22 protein-coding genes are annotated in these 20,174 nt (G+C 66.6%); 7 read left to right on the top strand and 15 right to left on the bottom strand.

Going from position 1 to position 20,174, the window contains the following annotated elements:
• Window positions 1-149: 149 nt before the first annotated feature.
• Window positions 150-1,487, bottom strand: a complete 1,338-nt coding sequence (locus K309_RS0121440) for an ABC transporter ATP-binding protein (protein ID WP_029048330.1) — start codon at window positions 1,485-1,487, stop codon at window positions 150-152.
• A gap of 7 nt (window positions 1,488-1,494) precedes the next feature.
• Window positions 1,495-3,249 carry an ABC transporter permease gene (locus K309_RS0121435; protein ID WP_029048329.1) on the bottom strand — a complete coding sequence of 585 codons (1,755 nt, stop codon included), beginning with the start codon at window positions 3,247-3,249 and terminating at the stop codon, window positions 1,495-1,497.
• A 259-nt stretch (window positions 3,250-3,508) separates the two neighbouring features.
• Between K309_RS0121435 and K309_RS0121430 the strand changes: the two genes are divergently transcribed.
• Window positions 3,509-3,787, top strand: coding sequence for an acylphosphatase (locus K309_RS0121430; protein WP_029048328.1), 279 nt, complete (start codon window positions 3,509-3,511; stop codon window positions 3,785-3,787).
• A gap of 4 nt (window positions 3,788-3,791) precedes the next feature.
• Here K309_RS0121430 and K309_RS0121425 read toward each other — a convergent pair whose 3' ends face one another.
• From K309_RS0121425 to rpe, 8 genes are all read right to left on the bottom strand, one after another.
• Window positions 3,792-4,565 (bottom strand): uracil-DNA glycosylase, encoded by a 774-nt coding sequence (locus K309_RS0121425; protein WP_029048327.1) that lies wholly within the window; start codon window positions 4,563-4,565, stop codon window positions 3,792-3,794.
• A 33-nt stretch (window positions 4,566-4,598) separates the two neighbouring features.
• Window positions 4,599-5,228 (bottom strand): CYTH domain-containing protein, encoded by a 630-nt coding sequence (locus K309_RS0121420; RefSeq protein ID WP_029048326.1) that lies wholly within the window; start codon window positions 5,226-5,228, stop codon window positions 4,599-4,601.
• A 120-nt stretch (window positions 5,229-5,348) separates the two neighbouring features.
• Window positions 5,349-6,152 carry an indole-3-glycerol phosphate synthase TrpC gene (gene trpC / locus K309_RS0121415; RefSeq protein WP_029048325.1) on the bottom strand — a complete coding sequence of 268 codons (804 nt, stop codon included), beginning with the start codon at window positions 6,150-6,152 and terminating at the stop codon, window positions 5,349-5,351.
• A gap of 11 nt (window positions 6,153-6,163) precedes the next feature.
• Window positions 6,164-7,189, bottom strand: coding sequence for an anthranilate phosphoribosyltransferase (gene trpD, locus K309_RS0121410; protein WP_156914413.1), 1,026 nt, complete (start codon window positions 7,187-7,189; stop codon window positions 6,164-6,166).
• A 62-nt stretch (window positions 7,190-7,251) separates the two neighbouring features.
• The gene (locus K309_RS0121405) at window positions 7,252-7,821 is read right to left on the bottom strand and encodes an aminodeoxychorismate/anthranilate synthase component II (RefSeq protein ID WP_029048323.1); all 570 of its coding nucleotides are present in this window, start codon (window positions 7,819-7,821) and stop codon (window positions 7,252-7,254) included.
• A gap of 20 nt (window positions 7,822-7,841) precedes the next feature.
• A complete protein-coding gene (gene trpE, locus K309_RS0121400; protein WP_029048322.1) occupies window positions 7,842-9,371 on the bottom strand; it encodes an anthranilate synthase component I in 1,530 nt (509 codons plus the stop codon).
• Window positions 9,372-9,818: 447 nt separating this feature from the next.
• Window positions 9,819-10,562 (bottom strand): phosphoglycolate phosphatase, encoded by a 744-nt coding sequence (gene gph / locus K309_RS0121395; RefSeq protein ID WP_029048321.1) that lies wholly within the window; start codon window positions 10,560-10,562, stop codon window positions 9,819-9,821.
• Window positions 10,559-11,260, bottom strand: a complete 702-nt coding sequence (rpe, locus tag K309_RS0121390) for a ribulose-phosphate 3-epimerase (RefSeq protein WP_029048320.1) — start codon at window positions 11,258-11,260, stop codon at window positions 10,559-10,561. The genes gph and rpe overlap by 4 nt, the downstream gene beginning before the upstream one ends.
• Before the next feature lie 245 nt (window positions 11,261-11,505).
• Here rpe and apaG point away from each other — a divergent pair, with 245 nt between their 5' ends.
• On the top strand, window positions 11,506-11,880 hold the full coding sequence (gene apaG / locus K309_RS0121385) for a Co2+/Mg2+ efflux facilitator ApaG/CorD (RefSeq protein WP_012353991.1): 375 nt from the start codon (window positions 11,506-11,508) through the stop codon (window positions 11,878-11,880).
• 47 nt (window positions 11,881-11,927) lie between these two features.
• Here apaG and K309_RS0121380 read toward each other — a convergent pair whose 3' ends face one another.
• On the bottom strand, window positions 11,928-12,149 hold the full coding sequence (locus tag K309_RS0121380; protein ID WP_029048319.1) for a hypothetical protein: 222 nt from the start codon (window positions 12,147-12,149) through the stop codon (window positions 11,928-11,930).
• Window positions 12,150-12,258: 109 nt separating this feature from the next.
• On the opposite strand from K309_RS0121380, the gene mltA reads away from it, so the two are divergent.
• Window positions 12,259-13,395 carry a murein transglycosylase A gene (mltA, locus tag K309_RS0121375; RefSeq protein WP_029048318.1) on the top strand — a complete coding sequence of 379 codons (1,137 nt, stop codon included), beginning with the start codon at window positions 12,259-12,261 and terminating at the stop codon, window positions 13,393-13,395.
• Window positions 13,396-13,470: 75 nt separating this feature from the next.
• On the opposite strand, the gene paaK is transcribed toward mltA, so the two are convergent.
• From paaK to paaG, 3 genes are read right to left on the bottom strand one after another with little or no spacing between them, the layout of a single operon-like run.
• Window positions 13,471-14,775, bottom strand: a complete 1,305-nt coding sequence (gene paaK, locus K309_RS0121370; RefSeq protein ID WP_029048317.1) for a phenylacetate--CoA ligase PaaK — start codon at window positions 14,773-14,775, stop codon at window positions 13,471-13,473.
• A 43-nt stretch (window positions 14,776-14,818) separates the two neighbouring features.
• Window positions 14,819-15,262: a hydroxyphenylacetyl-CoA thioesterase PaaI gene (gene paaI, locus K309_RS0121365; RefSeq protein WP_029048316.1), complete on the bottom strand. Its 444-nt coding sequence runs from the start codon at window positions 15,260-15,262 to the stop codon at window positions 14,819-14,821.
• Between the two features lie 48 nt (window positions 15,263-15,310).
• Entirely contained in the window at window positions 15,311-16,135 is an 825-nt protein-coding gene (gene paaG, locus K309_RS0121360) for a 2-(1,2-epoxy-1,2-dihydrophenyl)acetyl-CoA isomerase PaaG (RefSeq protein ID WP_035878066.1), read from the bottom strand.
• A gap of 324 nt (window positions 16,136-16,459) precedes the next feature.
• Between paaG and K309_RS0121355 the strand changes: the two genes are divergently transcribed.
• From K309_RS0121355 to K309_RS0121340, 4 genes are all read left to right on the top strand, one after another.
• Window positions 16,460-17,254: an amino acid ABC transporter substrate-binding protein gene (locus tag K309_RS0121355; RefSeq protein ID WP_029048314.1), complete on the top strand. Its 795-nt coding sequence runs from the start codon at window positions 16,460-16,462 to the stop codon at window positions 17,252-17,254.
• A 119-nt stretch (window positions 17,255-17,373) separates the two neighbouring features.
• The gene (locus tag K309_RS0121350; RefSeq protein ID WP_029048313.1) at window positions 17,374-18,027 is read left to right on the top strand and encodes an amino acid ABC transporter permease; all 654 of its coding nucleotides are present in this window, start codon (window positions 17,374-17,376) and stop codon (window positions 18,025-18,027) included.
• A gap of 37 nt (window positions 18,028-18,064) precedes the next feature.
• Window positions 18,065-18,817, top strand: coding sequence for an amino acid ABC transporter ATP-binding protein (locus K309_RS0121345; RefSeq protein ID WP_029048312.1), 753 nt, complete (start codon window positions 18,065-18,067; stop codon window positions 18,815-18,817).
• A 107-nt stretch (window positions 18,818-18,924) separates the two neighbouring features.
• Window positions 18,925-19,701, top strand: coding sequence for an enoyl-CoA hydratase (locus K309_RS0121340; RefSeq protein WP_029048311.1), 777 nt, complete (start codon window positions 18,925-18,927; stop codon window positions 19,699-19,701).
• Between the two features lie 92 nt (window positions 19,702-19,793).
• Here K309_RS0121340 and K309_RS43035 read toward each other — a convergent pair.
• Window positions 19,794-20,174 (bottom strand): hypothetical protein (locus K309_RS43035; RefSeq protein WP_232232448.1); only part of this gene is annotated, 381 nt, incomplete at its 5' end.

The following is a 20,174-nucleotide window of genomic DNA, read 5'->3' as shown; positions in this document are numbered from 1 at the left end:
CCGCGGGTTTGCTCCCCTCTCCCGCTTGCGGGAGAGGGGCAGGGGGTGAGGGCAGGCGCTTGCAGCAGGCTGGCGTTCACTTCGTGGTACCGCCCGCCCTCACCCCCGGCCCCTCTCCCACTGGCGTGGTGTGCAAACCGGCGGCATGCTCAAGCCCCGTGCCCCACCGGCATCTCATCCTCCGGCAACGTCAGCATCCCGCTGTTATAGCTGTACCCGAAGATCTCCCCGTACCGCCCCCAGCCAATCGCCACGCTCAGCACGCGCTCGGCTTCGGCCGGCTTCAGGAACTGCTCCAGTGCGTTCAGCACCTGTTCCTCGCCGATCTCGCCCGCCTCGCTCGCCACCAGCTCGCGCCGGATATGCGCGGCCAGCGCGACGTTGGCGAGCAGTTGCCGGCCGAAGATCGCCTTGCGCTGCTGCGGCCCCGAGGCATAGTAAGTGCGGCCCGCTTCGGTGGCCGTGATGTCTCCGGCCTCGATCGACACCAGCCGTACCAGCTGCAGCGCCTCGCACGCGGGCAGCAGCTCATCGTCGGTCAGGCCGGCTTCGTCGGCCAGATGGGGCAGGTCGGCGCGGCAGTTGAAGGGCGCCTCGCACAGCAGGTCGAGGATGGCTTCCATCTGGCTGATATCGGCGTCCGGCAAGCGGTAGCCGATCTGGCGCGCGGGGGCCTGCGCGGGCAGCCGCGTCTCGGCAGCCGGCGCGGTCATCAGGGCGTAGATCTCGTCGACCAGCGAGCGCACCTGCGCGCTGTCGCGGTTGCGCGGGCGCGGCAGCGTGACCGGAACCTCGGCGCGAATGCGGCCGGGATCGCTCGACAGGATCACGATGCGGTCGGCCATCATCACCGCCTCTTCGATATTGTGCGACACGATCAGGATGCTGCGGATATTGGCGCGGCCACTTTCCCACAGCGCCAGCATCTCGTCGCGCAGCGTCTCGCCGGTCAGCACATCCAGCGCCGAGAAGGCTTCGTCCATCAGCAGCAGGTCGGGCTCGGTCACCAGCGCGCGCGCAATGCCCACGCGCTGGCGCATGCCGCCGGACAGCTCGCGCGGCAGCGCGCTGTTGAAGCCGGCCAGCCCGATCATGTCGATCGCGGCCTCGGCGCGGCGCTCGCGCTCGGCCCTGGGCACGCCTTGCGCTTCGAGGCCCAGTTCGACGTTCTGCTGCACCGTCAGCCACGGGAACAGCGCGAATGACTGGAACACCATGGCGATGCCTTTGGCGGTGCCCGCGAGGCGCTCGCCGCGGAAGCGCACCTCGCCCCGGTCGGCGCCGGCCAGCCCGGCCATGATGCGCAGCAGCGTCGACTTGCCCGAGCCGGACTTGCCCAGCATGGCGACGATCTCGCCCTCGCGCAGCGTCAGGTCGACGCCTTCTAGCACGGCGCGGTCGCTCTGGCTGGCAGTGCGGAAGATTTTGCCGACGCCGCGCAACTCGATCACGGCGGCCGCGGTGGTGGGTTGGGTGTTTTCTGCCATCGTTGCCTTACAGGCGGGTGCGCTCTTGCGCGAGTTGGTACAGTCGGTTCCACAGCAGCCGGTTGAAGCCGACCACGAACAACGCCATCACGCCGATGCCCAGCGCGATGCGCGGGAAGTCGCCGCGCGCGGTGGTCTCGGCGATATAGCTGCCGAGCCCGGTGGCGACGATGGTGCGGTCGCCCCAGGTCACGTACTCGGACACGATGCTGGCATTCCAAGAACCGCCGGCGGCCGTCACCAGCCCGGTCAGCAGGCTGGGGAACACCGCCGGGACCAGGAAGCGCTTCCACAGCAGCCAGCCGCGCAAGCCGAAGTTGCGCGCCGCCAGCTTCAGCTCGGTGGGGATGCCCGAAGCGCCCGCCACCACGTTGAAGAGGATGTACCACTGCGTGCCGAACACCAGCAGCGGGCTCAGCCAGATCTCCGGGTTCAGGCCGAAACGAGCGATCAGCATCACCGCCAGCGGGAACATCAGGTTGGCCGGGAACGCCGCCAGGAACTGCGCCACCGGCTGCGCGACACGTGCCAGGTCGGGGTTCAGGCCGATGCGGATGCCGATCGGCACCCATACCAGCGCCGCCAGCGCGATCAGCAGCACCACGCGCACCATGGTGATGGTGCCGAGCCACAGCACGTGACCGACCTCGGCCCAGCCCACTTCGCTATGCACGAAGTAGCCGATGCGCACCAGCGCCGCCAGCGCCACCAGCACGATCACCGCGTCACGCGCGCGGCCGAGCCACTGCGCGCGGCGCGGGTCGGCAGGCCGCGCAGCGACTGGCGAGCGCCGCTGCGCGCCCCAGGCCAGCGTGCGCGAGGCCAGCGCCGCCGCATGCGCCAGCAGCGCGCCGACCCACGCCGAGCGCCGCAGCAGGTCCAGCAGCCACGACTGCGGCAGCTTGTCCTGCGCCAGCGTCTCGAAGCGGAAGCGGTCGGCCCATGCCACCAGCGGGCGGAACAGCAGCTGGTCGTACAGCAGGATGCCGACCAGCATGGCCAGGATTGCCCAGCCAATCGCGGCCAGGTCCTGCTGCTGGATCGCCAGCGCGATGTAGGAGCCGATGCCCGGCAGGCGGATATCGTGTCCCGACACCGAGATCGCCTCGGACGCGACCACGAAGAACCAGCCGCCCGACATCGACATCATCATGTTCCACAGCAGTCCCGGCATCGCGAACGGCACTTCCAGCCGCCAGAAGCGCTGCCATGGCGAGAGCCGGAACATGGCCGCGGCCTCCAGCAGGTCGCCCGGGATGGTGCGGAACGACTGGTACAGGCTGAACGCCATGTTCCACGCCTGCGAGGTGAAGATGGCGAAGATCGCCGCGCATTCCACGCCGGCGATATTGCCGGGGAAGAGCGCGATAAAGCCCGTCACCGTGATCGACAGGAAGCCCAGCACCGGGATCGACTGCAAGATATCCAGGGCCGGCACCAGCACCTTCTCGGCGGTGCGGCTCTTGGACGCCAGCGCCGCGAACGCCAGCGAGAACAGCAGTGACGCCGCCAGCGCCGCCAGCATGCGGATGCTGGTGCGCATCAGGTAGTAGGGCAGGTAGGCCACGTCCAGGTGCACCGCCAGCTGCTGGTCGGGGTGGAACGGGGCATTCATCTGCTGCGCGGCGAACGCGATCATCACGATCACGGCCAGGATGATCGGCAGCAGCGCCAGGTCGAAGCGGTTGGGCGGCGCGCGCAGCAGCTGGCTGTCGAAGCCAGGAGCGGGTTGTTCCGCGCGGCGGTTGGCGGGTGGCATCATGGCGCTTCTCGAGCTGTGTCGAGCTGTGTCGAGCTGTGTCGAGCTGTGTCGAGCTGTGTCGACCTGGAAGGGCGAAGGCTTGTGGCCTGCTCCTGGTTCGCGGCCCCGGCGGACAACGGCAAAGCCCGCATGCCGCCGGCTCCACGCTGATCACGCCGGGCGGCGCGCATCCCTTTGTAACGCCCGGCATGGCGGTCTAGTTTACTTGGTGTCGACGACAGAACGCGCACGCCTGGCGTGCGCTTACGGGGAAACGGCCATGAAGAAGGCAACCTGGCGCCTGGTCGCGCATGGGCGTGTGCAGGGCGTGGGCTATCGCGCCGCCTGCGCCGACGCGGCGGACGAACTCGGGCTGGGCGGCTGGGTGCGCAACCGGGTCGACGGCACCGTCGAGGTGATGGCGCACGGCACGGTCAAGCAGCTCGAAGCGCTGCAGGCGTGGATGGAAACGGGCCCGCCTGCGGCGCAAGTGACGTTTGTCGAGGTCGGGCGCGGGGAAGGGGAGTTCGCGGGGTTCGAGTTCCGGCCTACTATCTAGTCGATCAGGCGGCAGTCCAGTCGACCGGCGCGCGGCCGTGCGTTTCCAGCCAGCGGTTGGCTTCGCGGAAGTGGCCGCAGCCGAGGAAGCCGCGATGCGCCGACAGCGGCGATGGATGCGGCGCTTCGAGCACGCGATGGCCATCGCCCAGCAGCGGCTTCTTGGCCTGGGCGTGGCTGCCCCACAGCATGAACACCAGGTTCGGGCGGCTCGCTGCCAGTGCGTGGATCAGGCAGTCGGTGACCGCCTCCCAGCCGCGCCGCGCGTGGCTGGCGGCCTGGCCCTGCTCGACCGTCAGCACGGTGTTCAGCAGCAGCACGCCCTGGCGTGCCCAGCCTTCCAGGTTGCCCGAGATGCGCGGCAAGGTGCCATCCGTGCCGAACTCGGCGGCGATCTCCTTGAAGATGTTGCGCAGGCTGGGCGGCACCTTGATGCCTTCCGGTACCGAAAAGGCCAGGCCGTGCGCCTGCGGCAGTTCCACGCCGCCGACCGTGCCGGTGCCGTGATATGGATCCTGGCCCAGGATCACGACCTTGACCGCATCCGGCGGCGTCAGGTGCAGCGCGTGGAAGACGTGGTGCGGAAACACTGGCTTGCCGGCGGCGCGTTCGCCATCGACAAAGGCGGCCAGCTCCTGCCATGCCGGCACGGTGATGCAGGGCGCCAGCAGCGCGCGCCAGGCGGCGGGGAGGGCATCGGCCTGGGCCTGCAGGCTGGCGGTGGGGGAAGGCTCGCCGGGCGCGCGGGGCGCTTCGGCGGCGAAGAGATCGGCTTGCATGCGTGAGGAATGCCTGGGCGGGAAAAACCGCGATTATGACGCCTTGCCTTCGGCGATTCCCGCCAGGCGGTAGCCGCGCGCGGCTTTACTGAGGTCGGACGGCGCCAGCGTGGCCACGGCAGCAAGCCGTGCGGCAAAGGCGCGCAGGGCATCGGCCGCGTGCGCGGCGTCGCCGTCGAGCCATTCCAGTTCGAGTTCCTGGATACGTTCCTGCGCGGCGCTGGCCGGTGCGGTAATGGTGCCGGTATCGAGGGCGGCTTCAATACGCGCGCCGTCCTGCGTGACGATCCAGGTGCGGCGGATAAAGTCGGTACGGAACACCGGTGCCAGCTTGCCGACCAGTGGCGCGAGCACGGCTTGCGCCTCAGCGGGGAAGGTCTGCAGCTCGATGGCCTCGCCAGCGATGCCGGTTTCCCATTCATGGCGCGTGGCCAGCCCGCCCTGGCTGCTGCCGGCGGTCTTCAGGGTCTGCAGCCATTGCGCGCCCTTGCGGCGCAGGCGCAGCGCGGCGCGGGCCTGGGCCAGGTCGTGTTCGGGCGTGTCGAGGTAGACGTTGAGCAGCGTGGCTTCGCCTCGCGGCTGGCCGTTGGCGTCGAGCCAGGCGGCCAGCGGGGCGAGGGCGGCGTCGGGGACGGCGAGTTTGAGTTCGATTTCCTGAGGCATTTCGATATGGGCTTAAGCAGTCAGCAATGGCGACACGGTTCCATCACCACAAGCCGGTCCCCTCTCCCGCGCGCGGGAGAGGGGAGCAAACAAGCGGTAGGCCTTAATCCGCTTTTACCCTCAGGCAAACAACCGCGCCAGCTCCAGGCCCGGATCCTTCGCCCGCATGAACGCCTCGCCCACCAGGAACGCATGCACGTTGCCATCTCGCATGCGCTTCACGTCCGCCGGCCCGAGGATGCCCGATTCCGTCACCACCAGCTTGTCAGCCGAAATATGCGGCAGCAGGTCCAGCGTGTTGTCCAGCGACACCTCGAACGTACGCAGGTTGCGGTTGTTCACGCCCAGCAGCGGCGTCTTCAGCCGCAGCGCGGCATCCAGCTCATCGTCGCCATGGACTTCCACCAGCACGTCCATGCCGAGTTCCAGCGCGCAGGCTTCGAGCTCGGCCATCAGGCCGTGGTCCAGCGCGGCGACGATCAGCAGGATGCAGTCGGCGCCCCAGGTGCGAGCCTCGTAGACCTGGTACAGGTCGACCATGAAGTCCTTGCGCAGCGCCGGCAGCGGGCAGGCGCCGCGCGCGCGCTTGAGGAAATCGGCATGGCCCTGGAAGAAGTTCACGTCGGTCAGCACCGACAGGCAGGCCGCGCCGTGCGTGGCGTAGCTCTCGGCGATGGCCTCGGGCACGAAGTTTTCGCGCAGCACGCCCTTGGACGGCGAGGCCTTCTTCACCTCCGCGATTACGCCGGCATGGCCCGCGGCGATCTTGTCGCGCAGCGCGCGCTCGAAACCGCGCGGCGCCAGGCCGGGCTCGGTGCGCAGGCTCTCGGCCTCGGCACGCAGGCTGGGCAGGTCGCGCTTCTTGCGCGCGGCGGCCACTTCGTCGGCCTTCACGGCCAGGATTTTTTCCAGGATATCGGACATATCAGCGCCTCTTATTTGAACTGCTGCGTGGCGCGCACGAACTGGTCGAGCTTCTCGCGCGCCGCGCCGCTGGCGATGGCTTCGCGCGCGCGGCGGATGCCGTCCTCGACCGAGTCGGCCACGTTGGCGGCATACAGCGCGGTGCCGGCGTTCAGCGACACGATCTCGCGCGGCGTGCCCGGCACGTTGGACAGCGCTTCCAGCAGCATCTCCTTCGATTCGGCGGCATCGGCCACCTTCAGGCCGCGGTTGGAGACCATCGACAGGCCGAAGTCCTCGGGGTGGATCTCGTACTCGCGCACTTCGCCGTCCTTCAACTCGCCGACCAGCGTCGCCGCGCCCAGCGAGACTTCGTCCATGCCGTCCTTGCCGTAGACGACAATGGCGTGCTTGGCCCCCAGGCGCTGCATCACGCGCACCTGGATGCCGACCAGATCAGGATGGAACACGCCCATCAGGATATTGGGCGCATCGGCCGGGTTGGTCAGCGGGCCCAGGATATTGAAGATGGTGCGCACGCCCATTTCCTTGCGGATCGGCGCGACGTTCTTCATCGCCGGGTGGTGCGTCGGCGCGAACATGAAGCCGATACCCGTCTGCTCGATGCACTGGCCGACCTGCTCGGGCGTCAGCATGATATTGACGCCCAGCGCCTCCAGCACGTCGGCGCTGCCCGACTTGGAACTGACGCCACGGTTGCCGTGCTTGGCAATCTTCGCGCCGGCAGCGGCCGCGACGAACATCGAAGCGGTCGAGATATTGAACGTATGCGAACCATCGCCGCCGGTGCCGACGATATCGACAAAGTTCTCGCGATCCTTCACCGCGACCTTGTTGGCGAACTCGCGCATCACCTGCGCGGCGGCGGAGATCTCGCCGATGGTTTCCTTCTTGACGCGCAGGCCGGTCAGGATCGCGGCGGCCATCACCGGCGAGATCTGCCCCTGCATGATCTGCCGCATCAGGTGCAGCATCTCGTCATGGAAGATTTCGCGGTGCTCGATGCAGCGCGTCAGGGCTTCTTGCGGCGTGATCATGGCGTTCTCGTTGACAGTCTGGATGGCGTGATGGGTGCTGGCAGGCGCGGAGTCGAGCAGTCTCATCGCGGCGCCTTGACGAAGTTGGCCAGCATCGCATGGCCATGCTCGGACAGGATCGACTCGGGATGGAACTGCACGCCTTCGATGGCGAGCGTCTTGTGGCGCACGCCCATGATCTCGCCGTCCGGGGTCCAGGCGGTGATCTCCAGGCAATCGGGCAGGGTCTCGCGCTCGATCGCCAGGGAATGATAGCGCGTCACATCGAAATGCCTGGGCAGGCCGCTGAACACGCCTTGCTGCGTGGTCTCGATGGTGCTGACCTTGCCGTGCATCACCTGCTTGGCGCGGATCACCTTGCCCCCGAACGCCTCGCCGATGGCCTGGTGGCCCAGGCACACGCCCAGCATCGGCACCTTGCCGGCAAAGTGCTGCAGCGTCGCCACCGAGATGCCGGCTTCCCTGGGGCTGCACGGGCCGGGCGAGACGCAGATATGGTCGGGCTTCATCGCCTCGATCTCTTCGATGGTGATCTCGTCGTTGCGGTAGGTGCGCACCTCCACGCCCAGTTCGCCAAAATATTGGACCAGGTTGTAGGTGAACGAATCGTAGTTGTCGATCATCAGCAGCATGGCGTCTGTCTCCTGTTCTCTCAGATGTCGGAGTCCAGGCCATCCTGGACCTGCTCGGCGGCGCGGATCACGGCGCGCGCCTTGGCTTCAGTTTCCCTCCATTCGGCTTCGGGGTCCGAATCGGCAACGATGCCGGCGGCGGCCTGCACATACAAATTGCCGTCCTTGATGATGCCGGTGCGGATGGCAATGGCCAGGTCCATCTCGCCGCCGAACGACAGGTAGCCCACCGCGCCGCCATAGATGCCGCGCTTGCGCGGCTCCAGCTCGTCGATGATTTCCATCGCATGCACCTTGGGCGCGCCCGACAGCGTGCCGGCCGGGAAGGTTGCGCGCAGCACGTCGAGGTTGCTCATGCCTTCACGCAGCGTGCCTTCGACCGAGCTGACGATATGCTGCACGTGCGAGTACTTCTCGATCACCATCTTGTCGGTGACCTTGACCGAGCCGGTCTCGGCGATGCGGCCGATATCGTTGCGCGCCAGGTCGATCAGCATCACGTGCTCGGCGATCTCCTTGGGATCGTTCAGCAGCTCGGTGGCAAGCTGGGCATCCTTGTCCGGCGTATTGCCGCGCGGGCGGGTGCCGGCCAGCGGGCGGATGGTGACGATGTGCTCGCTGCGCGTGTCGCCGCCGTTTTCTCCATTTGTGCCGACCTTGCGTTCCTCCTGGCGCACCAGGATTTCCGGCGACGCGCCCACCACCTGGAAATCGCCGAAGTTATAGAAATACATGTACGGCGACGGATTCAGCGAGCGCAGCGCGCGGTACAGCGACAGCGGCGAGTCGCGGTAGGGCTTCATCAGGCGCTGGCCGATCTGCACCTGCATCATGTCGCCGGCCATGATGTATTCCTTGGCCTTGTGCACCGCGTTCAGGTAGTCCGCCTTGGCGAACTCGCGGTAGACCTCGGTCTGCACCGACGGGCTGGTCACCGGCACGTCCACCGGCTGGCGCAGCTTCATGCGCAGTTCGCGCAGGCGCTGGCGGGCGCGGGGATAGGCTTCCGGCGTGGTCGGGTCGGCGTAGACGATCAGGTAGAGCTTGCCCGACAGGTTGTCGATCACGGCCAGCTCTTCACACAGCAGCAGCTGGATATCGGGCAGGTTCAGGTCGTCGGGCTTCTGCGTGCTGGCGAGCTTCTTCTCGATATAGCGCACCGCGTCGTAGCCGAAGTAGCCCGCCAGGCCGCCGCAGAAGCGGGGCAGGCCCGGGCGCAGCGCCACCTTGAAGCGGCTCTCGAACTCGGCGATGAAGTCCAGCGGATTGCCTTCGTGGGTTTCCACCACCTTGCCGTCGGTCACCACCTCGGTGCGGTTGCCGAAGGCGCGCAGCAGCGTGCGGGCATGCAGGCCGATGAAGGAATAGCGCCCGAAGCGCTCGCCGCCGACCACCGATTCCAGCAGGAAGGTGTTGACTCCGCGCGTCTGCGACTGCGCCAGCTTCAGGTACAGCGACAGCGGCGTTTCCAGGTCGGCAAAGGCCTCGGCGATCAGCGGGATGCGGTTGTAGCCCTGGTCGGCCAGCGATTTGAATTCCAGTTCGGTCATGTCGGTCCTCTTGCGGTCCTTTTGTACGGCGTCGCTGCGCGATGAGTTTGGGCGCGGCGCCGCATTTCGGCAATCAGGCTGGAGCGAATCGATACCCGCCCCGTCTGGCGGGCCGTGGTGCAGGCAAGTTGCGGACAAGGCTGCACACGGCCGGGGAAGGGCGTGCGGCGCGTTCTTGAGCTAAACGTAGCAGAGAATCGCAGCTACGCTGGCTTTTGGCGGGTTTGGGTGGGATGCCCGGCACGGGGTTGACCCCTCAGCCGGTTGTAACGACGCCCTCGGGTAGAGGGCGCGTCAGCAGACTCGCGAACGCACTTTACGCCTGTTGGGAGGCGCGCCAGCGACGCCAGGGCCAAGCCTGCCGATCACTGCCAGAAGAGATGCGTTTGCGGTTGAGAAACATTGAATGTTCAGGGATTTCAGTCGCGATCGATCCTGAGACCGATCCTAGCGATGACCTGCCCGGTGTGCCGCGAACAGCGCTGCGGCGTGGGCAATGGTGTCGACTATACCATCGGCTTCGACGGCTTGTACAGGATTGCCATGGTTGTAGCCGTAGGGCACCAGCAGCACGCCCATGCCGGCCGCGCGGGCTGCCTGGGCGTCGTTTTCCGAGTCGCCAAGGGCGGCCATCGCCGACGGATCCAGCCTGAACGCCTCCGCCACCTTGAGCAGCGGGAACGGGTCCGGCTTGCGCAGCTGGAACGCGTCGCCGCCGTAGACCAGCTCGAAATAGGGCGCCAGCCCGGTCTTGGCCAGCAGCGGCTCGGTAAAGCTGTAGGGCTTGTTGGTCACGCAGGCCAGCCGCAACCCGGCCGCCTTCATTGCCGCCAGGCCTTCGCGCACGCCCGGGTAGACCTGCGAGAACTGGCCATTGATGCGGATGTACTCGCGGTCATACAGCGCGTAGGCATCGGCAAAGAGGCTGTTGGCGTGCAGCGGCGAGAAGCGCGCGTCGAGCACGCGCCGGATCAGGTTTTCCGAGCCCTTGCCGACGTAGCTGACGATCTCGTGCTCGGACATCGGTGCCACCGGCCCGAGGTTGGGGTGCTGGCGGCCCAGCGCCAGCAGCATGGCGTTGATCGACGCGTGGAAGTCGCCCGCCGTATCGACCATGGTGCCGTCCAGGTCAACGATCACCCCTTCGATGCCGCTCCAGTCGGTGCGGCGCAGTGCCACGCCCGCGGTCATTGGCCGACCTTGGCCAGTTCGCCGCGCAGCGCCGAGATGATGCCGCGGTAGCCGCCGTCGGCGTCCGGCTTGCCGAATACGGCCGAGCCGGCCACAAAGGTGTCGGCGCCGGCCGCGGCGATCTCGGCAATGTTGTCGACCTTCACGCCGCCGTCCACTTCCAGCAGGATGGTGCGGCCGGTGCGGGCAGTGTAGTCATCGATGCGCTGGCGCACGGCGCGCAGCTTGTTCAGCGTCTCGGGGATGAACGACTGGCCGCCGAAGCCCGGGTTGACCGACATCAGCAGGATTACGTCCAGGCGGTCCATCACGTGGTCCAGGTGGTGCAGCGGGGTGGCCGGGTTGAACACCAGGCCGGCCTGGCAGCCGCTATCGCGGATCAGCGCGAGCGAGCGGTCGACGTGTTCGCTGGCTTCCGGGTGGAAGGTGATGATATTGGCGCCGGCCTTGGCAAAGTCCGGGATGATCCGGTCCACCGGGCGCACCATCAGGTGCACATCGATCGGCGCGGTTACGTGGGGGCGGATCGCCTCGCACACCAGCGGGCCCACGGTCAGGTTGGGCACGTAATGGTTGTCCATCACGTCGAAGTGGATCCAGTCGGCGCCGGCCTCGGTCACGCGGCGGACTTCTTCGCCCAGGCGGGCGAAGTCGGCGGACAGGATGGACGGGGCGATGCGGAATGTGGGCTGGGTCATGGTGGCGCGCGGTGAATGCAGGGAATGCCGTTATCGCCGCTACGGGAGGCCGGAGCCGGGGGCGCCGCAGGGGCGGCCGGGGCGCACGGCGGGCGGCGCGGCGTCGAAAGACCGATATTCTACGCCCGCCCGGCGAGATCGCATCCGGGCGGCGCCCGGCCCGCGCTCTTGCCCGTCCCGCGCCCATCCCGCACAATGCGGCTACCATTTCCCTGCCGGCCGTCCCGCCGCCGGCCCTGCCCAAGATGAGCGAGTACGCCTTCTCCGTGTCGGTGCGCACCCAGTACCTGCCGGACCAGTCCGATCCCGAGCGCGGGCGCCATGCCTTCGCCTACACCATCACCATCCACAACACGGGCGAGGTCGCGGCGCAGCTGATCTCGCGCCACTGGATCATCACCGACAGCGACAACGGCACGCAGGAAGTCGCCGGCCTGGGCGTGGTGGGCCACCAGCCGCTGCTGAAGCCGGGCGAGCATTTCGAGTACACCAGCTGGGCCACCATCTCGACGCCGGTCGGCTCGATGAAGGGCGAGTATTTCTGCGTGGCCGAGGACGGCCACCGCTTCGAGGTGCCCATCCCCGAATTCGCGCTGGTGCTGCCGCGCATGCTGCACTGAGCGCGGCGCGTCCGGCCGGCAAACCGGACAGCCGGACAGCCGGGAACCTACGGGCGCTTCGCGCTGTCCTGTTCCTGCGCCGGCGTTTGCTGGCCTTGCGTTGACTGCTGCGGCTGGCGCGAGGGGTGGTCGTCGGGCGCGCGGCTCGGGCGCGGGTTCTTCTTGGCCGTGCCCATGGTCCAGACCACGATAAAGACCAGCAGGAACAATGCCACGCCGGCCTCGAGGGCGAACAGCAGCATTGGATGGGCTTCGAAGAACTTGCTCATGGCGGATGCGGCGGTGGCAAAGACAGATGACGGTGGGATTGTAGGGCAACTGCGCCGCGCGATCCCTGCCGGGCCGGCACCGGTCGCGGGACACTGAACAACAAGCAAGATGGCATACGCGGACCCCCTTTCGATTTCTCTTCCTCGCTTCACTTCGCGCCCGGGCGTCCGGGCCTGGCTGGCGCTGGCCGGCGCCGGCGTGCTGCTGGCCGGCTGCATGAGCGGTCCGCCGCCGCGCATCGAGACCGGCCCGTCCGGCACCACGCCGCCCGTTTCATCGACCCAGAAGGGCCAGTTGCAGGCCGCCAGCTGGAACGAGATCGGCGGCTGGGGCCAGGATGACGTGCGCGCCGCCTGGCCCGCGCTGCAGGCCAGCTGCCAGGCGCTGAAGAAGCGCGCCGAATGGAGCCGCGCCTGCGCTGCCGGCATGATGGTCGACGCCGGCGACCTCAGCGCCATGCGTGCCTACTTCGAGACCAACTTCCAGCCGTTCCGGGTGGTCAACGGCGACGGCACCGACAGTGGCCTGATCACCGGCTACTACGAGCCCATCCTGCACGGCTCGCGCACGCGCCAGGGGCGCTACCAGGTGCCGCTGTACCGCAAGCCCGCGCAGTTCGGCAACCGCCCGCTGCCGGGGCGCGCCGAGCTGCTGCAGAACCCGGCCATGCGCGGCAACGAGCTGGTGTGGGTGGATGACGCGGTCGAGGCCGCCTTCCTGCAGATCCAGGGCTCGGGCCGGGTCCGCATGGCGGACGGCACCGTGATGCGGGTCGGCTTCGGCGGCACCAACGACCAGCCGTTCCGCTCGTTCGGCAAATGGCTGCTGGACCGCGGCGAGATCACGCCGGCGCAGGCGACCATGCAGGGTATCAAGGCGTGGGCCCGCGCCAACCCGGGGCGCGTCGAAGAAATGCTCAACGTCAACCCGCGCTTCGTGTTCTTCCGCGAGCTGCCGCCGAACAATGACGGCCCGGTGGGCGCGCTGGGCGTGCCGCTGACCGCCGAGCGCTCGATCGCGGTCGATCCCGCCACCATCCCGCTGGGCGTGCCGGTGTTCCTGTCGACCACGCGCCCGCTGTCGACCGAGCCAATCCAGCGGCTGATGTTCGCGCAGGATACGGGCAGCGCCATCAAGGGCGGGGTACGCGCGGACTTCTTCTGGGGCGCTGGCGATGCCGCCGGTGAAACTGCAGGGCGGATGAAGCAGGGCGGCAGGATGTGGGTGCTGATGCCGCGCAGCTGACCGTCGACAGAGCTAAGACTGCGAATGTTGTCTCCCCTCTCCCGCAAGCGGGCGAGGGGAGCAAACCGGTGGATTTCAGCGCGGCCGCTGGTCCACGATCCGCTTCGCCTTCCCCACCGAGCGCTCGATGCCGCCCTCCGGCAGCACCTCGATCGCGGCGGTCACCCCGATATAAGACTTGATCTCGTGCGCCAGCCGCTCGCGCGCGGCCTGCGCGCGCGCCGGCTCGCTGCCATGGGCGCATTCCACGCGTACCGTCAGCGTATCCATATGGCCGTCCTTGCCCAGCACGCACTGGTAGTGCGGCGCCAGTTCCGCCTGTTTCAGGATCAGTTCCTCGATCTGCGACGGGAACACGTTGACACCGCGCACGATCATCATGTCGTCGGTCCGGCCGGTAACCTTCTCCATGCGGCGGAAGGCCGGCCGCGCCGTGCCAGGTAGCAAGCGGGTCAGGTCGCGGGTCCGGTAGCGCACCACCGGCATCGCTTCCTTGGTCAGCGAGGTAAAGACCAGCTCGCCGAATTCGCCGTCGGGCAGCACCTCGCCGGTATCCGGGTCGATGATCTCGGGGTAGAAGTGGTCCTCCCAGATGGTCGGTCCGTCCTTGGTCTCCGCGCATTCGTTGGCCACGCCCGGGCCCATCACCTCGGACAGCCCATAGATATCGACCGCGGAAATGCCCATGCGCTTCTCGATCGCCAGCCGCATTTCCGGCGTCCACGGCTCGGCGCCGAAGATGCCCACGCGCAGCGAGCTGCTGGCCGGATCGATGCCCTGGCGCTCGAACTCATCGGCGATCGCCAGCATGTAGCTGGGCGTGACCATGATGATTTCGGGCTTGAAGTCCAGGATCAGCTGGACCTGGCGCTCGGTCTGGCCGCCGCCGAACGGGATCGCCGTCAGGCCGGCTTTCTCGACACCGTAGTGCGCGCCCAGGCCGCCGGTGAAGAGGCCGTAGCCGTAGCTGATATGTACCTTGTCGCCGCGCCTTGCGCCCGAAGCGCGGATCGAGCGCGCCATCACCGTCGCCCAGTTGTCGATGTCCTGCAGCGTGTAGCCGACCACCGTCGGCTTGCCAGTGGTGCCGGACGAGGCATGCACGCGCGCCACCCGGTCTTGCGGCACGGCGAACATGCCGAAGGGGTAGTGATCGCGCAGGTCCTGCTTGCTGGTGAACGGAAAGCGCGCCAGGTCGGCCAGCGATTGCAGCTGGTCAGGATGGACGCCGGCCTCGTCGAACTTGCGACGATACACCGGCGAATTGGCGTAGGCGTGGTGGAGCGACCATTTCAGCCGCTCCAGCTGCAAGGCCTGCAGCTCGGCGCGGCTGGCGGTTTCGATCGGGTCCAGGGGCAGATCGGTCAGGCGCGTGCTCATGTCGTCTCCTGCACGGGGGCGGTTATCTTGGTGACTGCGGCGTTCAGGCGATGGCATCCGGCGGCACGACATGGCCCTTGATATGCGCTGACTTGCCGCGGAACATCGCCACCACCTCGCCGGCGGCATTGGTCACGCGGATGTCGTAGATACCGTGGCGGCCCGACAGGGTCTGCTCGATCCCTTCGGCGGTCAGCACGTCGCCGCCATGCACGGGTTTGAGGAACTCGATGCTGCAGCCGGCTGCCACGGTATTGATGTTATGGCTGTTGCAGGCGAACGCGAAGGTCGAATCGGCCAGCGTGAACATCAGGCCGCCATGGCAGATGCCATGCCCGTTCAGAAATTCGTTGCGTACCGGCATGGTCAGCCGGGCGTACCCGGGGCGGACCGCTTCGACGGTGATCCCGAGCCAGCGGCTGCAGGTGTCGGCTTCATACATGGCGGCAGCGGCCGCTTCGGCGAGGGCCTGTGGGTCCTTGTGCAATATTCTCTCCTTGAGGAAGGGCGGCGCCGTGCAGGCGCGCAGGGGCGCTTACTTGCCGGTGAAGCGGGCGGCGCGCTTTTCCAGGAAGGCGTTGACGCCCTCTGCATAGTCCGCGGACTGGCCGAGGTCGCGCTGCAGGTCGCGTTCCAGGTCGAGCTGGGCATCGAGGCTGGCAGTGCCGCTGGCGTACATGGCGCGCTTGATCGCGGCCAGCGCCCGGGTCGGCTGCGCGGCGAGGTGCGTGGCCAGCGCCAGCGCCTGCTCGGGCAGCAGCGGGTCGTCCATGGCTTCCCAGATCAGGCCCCACTTCTCGGCCTCCTCGGCGGACAGGCGCTCGCCGGTCATCGCCAGCCCCAGCGCGCGCGCCATGCCGAGGCGCTTGGGCAGCAGCCAGGTGCCGCCGGAATCCGGCACCAGCCCGATCTTGACGAAGGCCTGGATAAAGTTGGCCGAGCGGGCGGCCAGTACCATGTCGCAGGCCAGCGCCAGGTTGGCGCCGGCACCGGCGGCAGTGCCGTTGACCGCCGCCACCACCGGCAGCGGCAGCGCCTGCAGCCGGCGGATCAGCGGGTTGAACCAGGTGTCGATCAGTTCGCCCAGGTCGGTCATCTGGCCGGGCGTGAAATCCAGGTCGGCCAGGTCCTGCCCGGCGCAGAAGCCGCGGCCGGCGCCGGTCAGCAGCAGCGCCCGCGCGCCGCCGGCCTCGACGTGGTCGAGTGCCTGCTGCAGCGCCTTGTGCATTTCGCGGGTAAAGCTGTTGAGCTTGTCGGGGCGGTTCAGCGTGATCACCGCGACGGGCCCCTGCCATTGGAGCAGGATTGGGCCGGTATCGATACTGACCGGCTGGCCAGCGGGCGTGGGCATTGGGGGCATGTTGGTCTCCTGCCTGGTTCTTCGGGATGGACGCGGGGCGCCACTAAAATAAACCGACCAGTCGGTCGGAAAATAGTAGCACTAAATGCTGGATGCGTGATCCATCCGGTCAGCGTAAGGGCGTCCGGCCGGGGTGCTTTATCAGTACTAACCCGCGCTCCCGCTCCGCAAATGCGATGACGGACGCAATGCCTGCAACCGGTGTCGCTCTATAATCGCGCTGCCAACAACAATTGCAGCATCGCTGGTGCCCGTGCGTGCGCCGGCGCGCAAGACTGTTTCACTGATTCCTTCCTTTTTGCCTTTTCCGCACTGGATCTCCCTATGAAGAAGTTCGCAGCATTCCTTTTGGTTTCGTCCGTGGCGTTGTTCGCCGCGTGCGGCAAGAACGAACCGGCGCCGGCCGCCGGCAGCACGGACAGCGCCGCCACCAACAGGATCATCGTCGGCCTGGATGACAATTTCCCGCCCATGGGTTTCCGCGATACCAATAACGAGATCGTCGGCTTCGATATCGATATGGCGAAAGAGGCCAGCCGCCGCCTGGGCATGGCGGTCGAATTCAAGCCGATCGACTGGAGTGCCAAGGAAGCCGAGCTGAATGGCAAGCGCGTGGACGTGCTGTGGAACGGCCTGACCATCACGGACGAGCGCAAGAAGAACATCAGCTTTACCGCGCCCTACATGACCAACCACCAGATCGTCATCGTCGGCACCAATTCGCCGGTGAAGGCCAAGGCGGACCTGGCCGGCCGCATCGTCGGCGCGCAGGACGGCAGCAGCGCGGTGGATGCCATCAAGAAGGAAAGCCAGATCGCCGCCAGCCTGAAGGAGCTCAAGACCTTCGGCGATAACGTGACGGCGCTGATGGACCTGTCCGCCGGGCGCCTCGACGCAATCGTGGTCGATGAAGTGGTGGGCCGCTACCTGATCAGCAAGCGAGCCGGAGAATACCGCGTGCTGGAAGAGAACTTCGGCACCGAGGATTACGGCGTTGGCGTCCGCAAGGATGACGCCGAACTGCTCGGCAAGCTGGACAAGACCCTGGCATCGATGAAGCAGGACGGCACGGCTGCCCGCATCGCCACCCAGTGGTTCGGCACCGATATCACCAAGTAATCCAGGCGCTACACGGCGCCCTGCGCGGTTCAGGCAGGGCGCCGGCTTCCTTCCGGACTCGGGCGCTGGCCGCGCGACGGCCCGCTGCCTGCAATCCTTTCTCCTTCCGTTCGCGCGACATGGATTACGTCTTATCTCTACTGGGGCCATTGGCGCAGGGTGCGAAAGTCACGCTCACCCTGTTCGTCATCACGCTCGCCCTGTCAGTGCCGCTGGGGCTTGCGCTGGCGCTGGCGCGCATCTCGTCATGGCCGCTGCTGAGCGGTGCCGTCAATGGCTACATCTGGCTGATGCGCGGCACGCCGCTGATGCTGCAGATGCTGTTTATCTATTTCGCGCTGCCGTTCGTGCCAGTCATCGGCGTAAGGCTGCCCGATTTTCCCGCGGCTGTGGTGGCATTTGCGCTCAACTACGCCGCGTACTTCGCGGAAATCTTCCGCGCCGGGATCAAGTCCGTCGACCGTGGGCAGTATGAAGCCAGCAAGGCGCTGGGCATGACGTACTTCCAGACCATGCGGCGCGTGGTGCTGCCGCAGATGGTCAGCCGCGTGCTGCCGCCGGTCAGCAACGAAACCATTACGCTGATCAAGGACACGTCGCTGATCTACGTGCTGGCCCTCAACGATATCCTCCGTACCGCGCGCGGCATCGTGCAGCGCGATTTCACAACTACGCCTTTCCTGGTTGCCGCGCTCTTCTATCTGGTGATGACCCTGATTCTGACCTGGTTCTTCCAGAATCTCGAAAAACGCTATGCCAAACATGATGATTAGCCCGAACGGCGCCACCTCTGATCGCACGCCCGGCACCATGATCTCGGCGCGGGACATCTTCAAGTCGTTCGGATCGCTGCATGTCCTGCGCGGCGTCTCGCTGACGCTGCGCAAGGGCGATGTCACCGCGGTGATTGGGCCCTCGGGCTCCGGCAAGAGTACCTTGCTGCGCTGCCTGAACCATCTCGAGGTGATCGACCGCGGCACCATCGAGATCGAAGGGGAGTCGCTGGCGGCCGCTGGTGCCGGCGGTGCCTCCAAATATGTGCCGGACGCGGAGGTTCGCCGCATCTGCCGCAAGATGGGCATGGTGTTCCAGTCGTTCAACCTGTTCCCGCACATGACGGTGCTGCAGAACATCATCGAGGCGCCCATGACCGTCAAGGGGCTGTCGCGCGACGCGGCCGTGCCCAAGGCCGAGGAACTGTTGCGCAAGGTCGGCCTGCTGGCCAAGCGGGACAACTATCCGGCGCGCTTGTCAGGTGGCCAGAAGCAGCGCGTGGCGATTGCGCGCGCGCTGGCGATGGAGCCCGACATCATGCTGTTCGACGAACCGACCTCGGCGCTCGATCCGGAGCTGACGGGGGAAGTGTTGCGCACCATGCGGCAACTGGCGGACGAGCATATGACCATGCTCGTCGTCACGCACGAGATGGGGTTTGCGCGCGAAGTGGCCAACCACCTCGTCTTTATGGACGAAGGCAGGATCCTCGAGGAAGGCACGCCCGCCGACGTGTTTGGCGCGCCTGCCCATGCTCGCACCCGCGAATTCCTTGCGCACATGCTCTAACGCCGGGACTAACGCCGGGACTAACGCCGCCATGCCACGACAGATGGCAGAATAGCCCGCAGCCGGTGGCGACACTGCCATCTGTTTGCCAATACATAGGAGAAGACATGCCGTACGAAAACATCCTGGTCGAGACGCGCGGCCGCGTTGGTCTGGTTACGCTGAACCGCCCCAAGGCGCTGAACGCGCTCAACGACGCGCTGATGGATGAACTGGGTGCCGCACTGACGGCGTTCGACCAGGATGAGGGCATCGGCGCCATCGTCATTACCGGCAGCGACCGCGCTTTTGCCGCCGGCGCCGATATCGGCATGATGGCCAAGTATTCCTTCATGGATGTCTACAAGGGCGACTACATCACCCGCAACTGGGAAACCATCCGCAAGATCCGCAAGCCGGTGATCGCTGGCGTGGCGGGCTATGCGCTAGGCGGAGGCTGCGAGCTGGCGATGATGTGCGACATCATCATCGCGGCGGACTCGGCCAGGTTCGGCCAGCCGGAAGTCAAGCTCGGCACCATGCCCGGTGCCGGCGGCACCCAGCGCCTGCCGCGCGCGGTGTCAAAGGCCAAGGCGATGGACCTGTGCCTGACCTCGCGCATGATGGATGCCGCCGAAGCCGAGCGCTCCGGCCTGGTGTCGCGCGTGGTGCCGGCGGACAAGCTGCTGGATGAAGTCCTGGCCGCCGCCGAAACCATCGCCGGGTTCTCGTTGCCGGTGGTCATGATGATCAAGGAGTCGGTCAACGCCGCCTACGAGACCACGCTGGCCGAAGGCGTGCACTTCGAGCGCAGGCTGTTCCATTCCACCTTTGCCAGTGAAGACCAAAAGGAAGGTATGGCCGCTTTCGTAGAGAAGCGCCCGCCCAATTTCCAGCATCGCTGAGAACTTGATAGGGGAATACCCGACGACAGCGCGGGGATATTAAAGGATCCCCGCGTTGGCTATTAGAAGGTTTTCCTTTATCACTCAAGGGGTTACGACATAATCACGCAATCCCCTAGCTGCGCGCTGTGACAAAGGTGTTGCAAGGTCGGCGAAACCGGCCTAATATTCGCCCCCTCGCAACACAACGCGGCGCTGCAAAGGCAGACGCAGCAAGGGTTGCGGGGTCGACCGGGAGGGTTGGCGCGGCGAAGTTGGCGCGCTGGCTGCAGCAAAAAAAGATTGCTGAAACGGTTGACGAAACGAAGAAAGCTCTGCATAATCTCGTTTCTCTGCTGCAGACAACGCAGCGCGCTGAACGGCAAAGCCGGTGAGCGAAGTTCTTTAACAAACAAACAACCGATAAGTGTGGGCGCTGGGTAGCGGACGCCGCTGTCTTCGGACAGTGTTGCTTCACAAGTTATACAGTGCTC

Origin of the sequence: Cupriavidus phytohabitans, from assembly GCF_000426345.1 — a bacterium.
Lineage (GTDB): Bacteria > Pseudomonadota > Gammaproteobacteria > Burkholderiales > Burkholderiaceae > Cupriavidus.
This window is presented reverse-complemented; position numbering and strand designations above follow the sequence as displayed.

Excerpts from the sequence above, each read along its gene's own strand:
- K309_RS0121440 (WP_029048330.1), bottom strand. The coding sequence starts at position 1,487 with ATGGCAGAAAACACCCAACCCACCACCGCGGCCGCCGTGATCGAGTTG.
- K309_RS0121435 (WP_029048329.1), bottom strand. The coding sequence starts at position 3,249 with ATGATGCCACCCGCCAACCGCCGCGCGGAACAACCCGCTCCTGGCTTC.
- K309_RS0121430 (WP_029048328.1), top strand. The coding sequence starts at position 3,509 with ATGAAGAAGGCAACCTGGCGCCTGGTCGCGCATGGGCGTGTGCAGGGC.
- K309_RS0121425 (WP_029048327.1), bottom strand. The coding sequence starts at position 4,565 with ATGCAAGCCGATCTCTTCGCCGCCGAAGCGCCCCGCGCGCCCGGCGAG.
- K309_RS0121420 (WP_029048326.1), bottom strand. The coding sequence starts at position 5,228 with ATGCCTCAGGAAATCGAACTCAAACTCGCCGTCCCCGACGCCGCCCTC.
- trpC (WP_029048325.1), bottom strand. The coding sequence starts at position 6,152 with ATGTCCGATATCCTGGAAAAAATCCTGGCCGTGAAGGCCGACGAAGTG.
- trpD (WP_156914413.1), bottom strand. The coding sequence starts at position 7,189 with ATGATCACGCCGCAAGAAGCCCTGACGCGCTGCATCGAGCACCGCGAA.
- K309_RS0121405 (WP_029048323.1), bottom strand. The coding sequence starts at position 7,821 with ATGCTGCTGATGATCGACAACTACGATTCGTTCACCTACAACCTGGTC.
- trpE (WP_029048322.1), bottom strand. The coding sequence starts at position 9,371 with ATGACCGAACTGGAATTCAAATCGCTGGCCGACCAGGGCTACAACCGC.
- gph (WP_029048321.1), bottom strand. The coding sequence starts at position 10,562 with ATGACCGCGGGCGTGGCACTGCGCCGCACCGACTGGAGCGGCATCGAA.
- rpe (WP_029048320.1), bottom strand. The coding sequence starts at position 11,260 with ATGACCCAGCCCACATTCCGCATCGCCCCGTCCATCCTGTCCGCCGAC.
- apaG (WP_012353991.1), top strand. The coding sequence starts at position 11,506 with ATGAGCGAGTACGCCTTCTCCGTGTCGGTGCGCACCCAGTACCTGCCG.
- K309_RS0121380 (WP_029048319.1), bottom strand. The coding sequence starts at position 12,149 with ATGAGCAAGTTCTTCGAAGCCCATCCAATGCTGCTGTTCGCCCTCGAG.
- mltA (WP_029048318.1), top strand. The coding sequence starts at position 12,259 with ATGGCATACGCGGACCCCCTTTCGATTTCTCTTCCTCGCTTCACTTCG.
- paaK (WP_029048317.1), bottom strand. The coding sequence starts at position 14,775 with ATGAGCACGCGCCTGACCGATCTGCCCCTGGACCCGATCGAAACCGCC.
- paaG (WP_035878066.1), bottom strand. The coding sequence starts at position 16,135 with ATGCCCCCAATGCCCACGCCCGCTGGCCAGCCGGTCAGTATCGATACC.
- K309_RS0121355 (WP_029048314.1), top strand. The coding sequence starts at position 16,460 with ATGAAGAAGTTCGCAGCATTCCTTTTGGTTTCGTCCGTGGCGTTGTTC.
- K309_RS0121350 (WP_029048313.1), top strand. The coding sequence starts at position 17,374 with ATGGATTACGTCTTATCTCTACTGGGGCCATTGGCGCAGGGTGCGAAA.
- K309_RS0121345 (WP_029048312.1), top strand. The coding sequence starts at position 18,065 with ATGATCTCGGCGCGGGACATCTTCAAGTCGTTCGGATCGCTGCATGTC.
- K309_RS0121340 (WP_029048311.1), top strand. The coding sequence starts at position 18,925 with ATGCCGTACGAAAACATCCTGGTCGAGACGCGCGGCCGCGTTGGTCTG.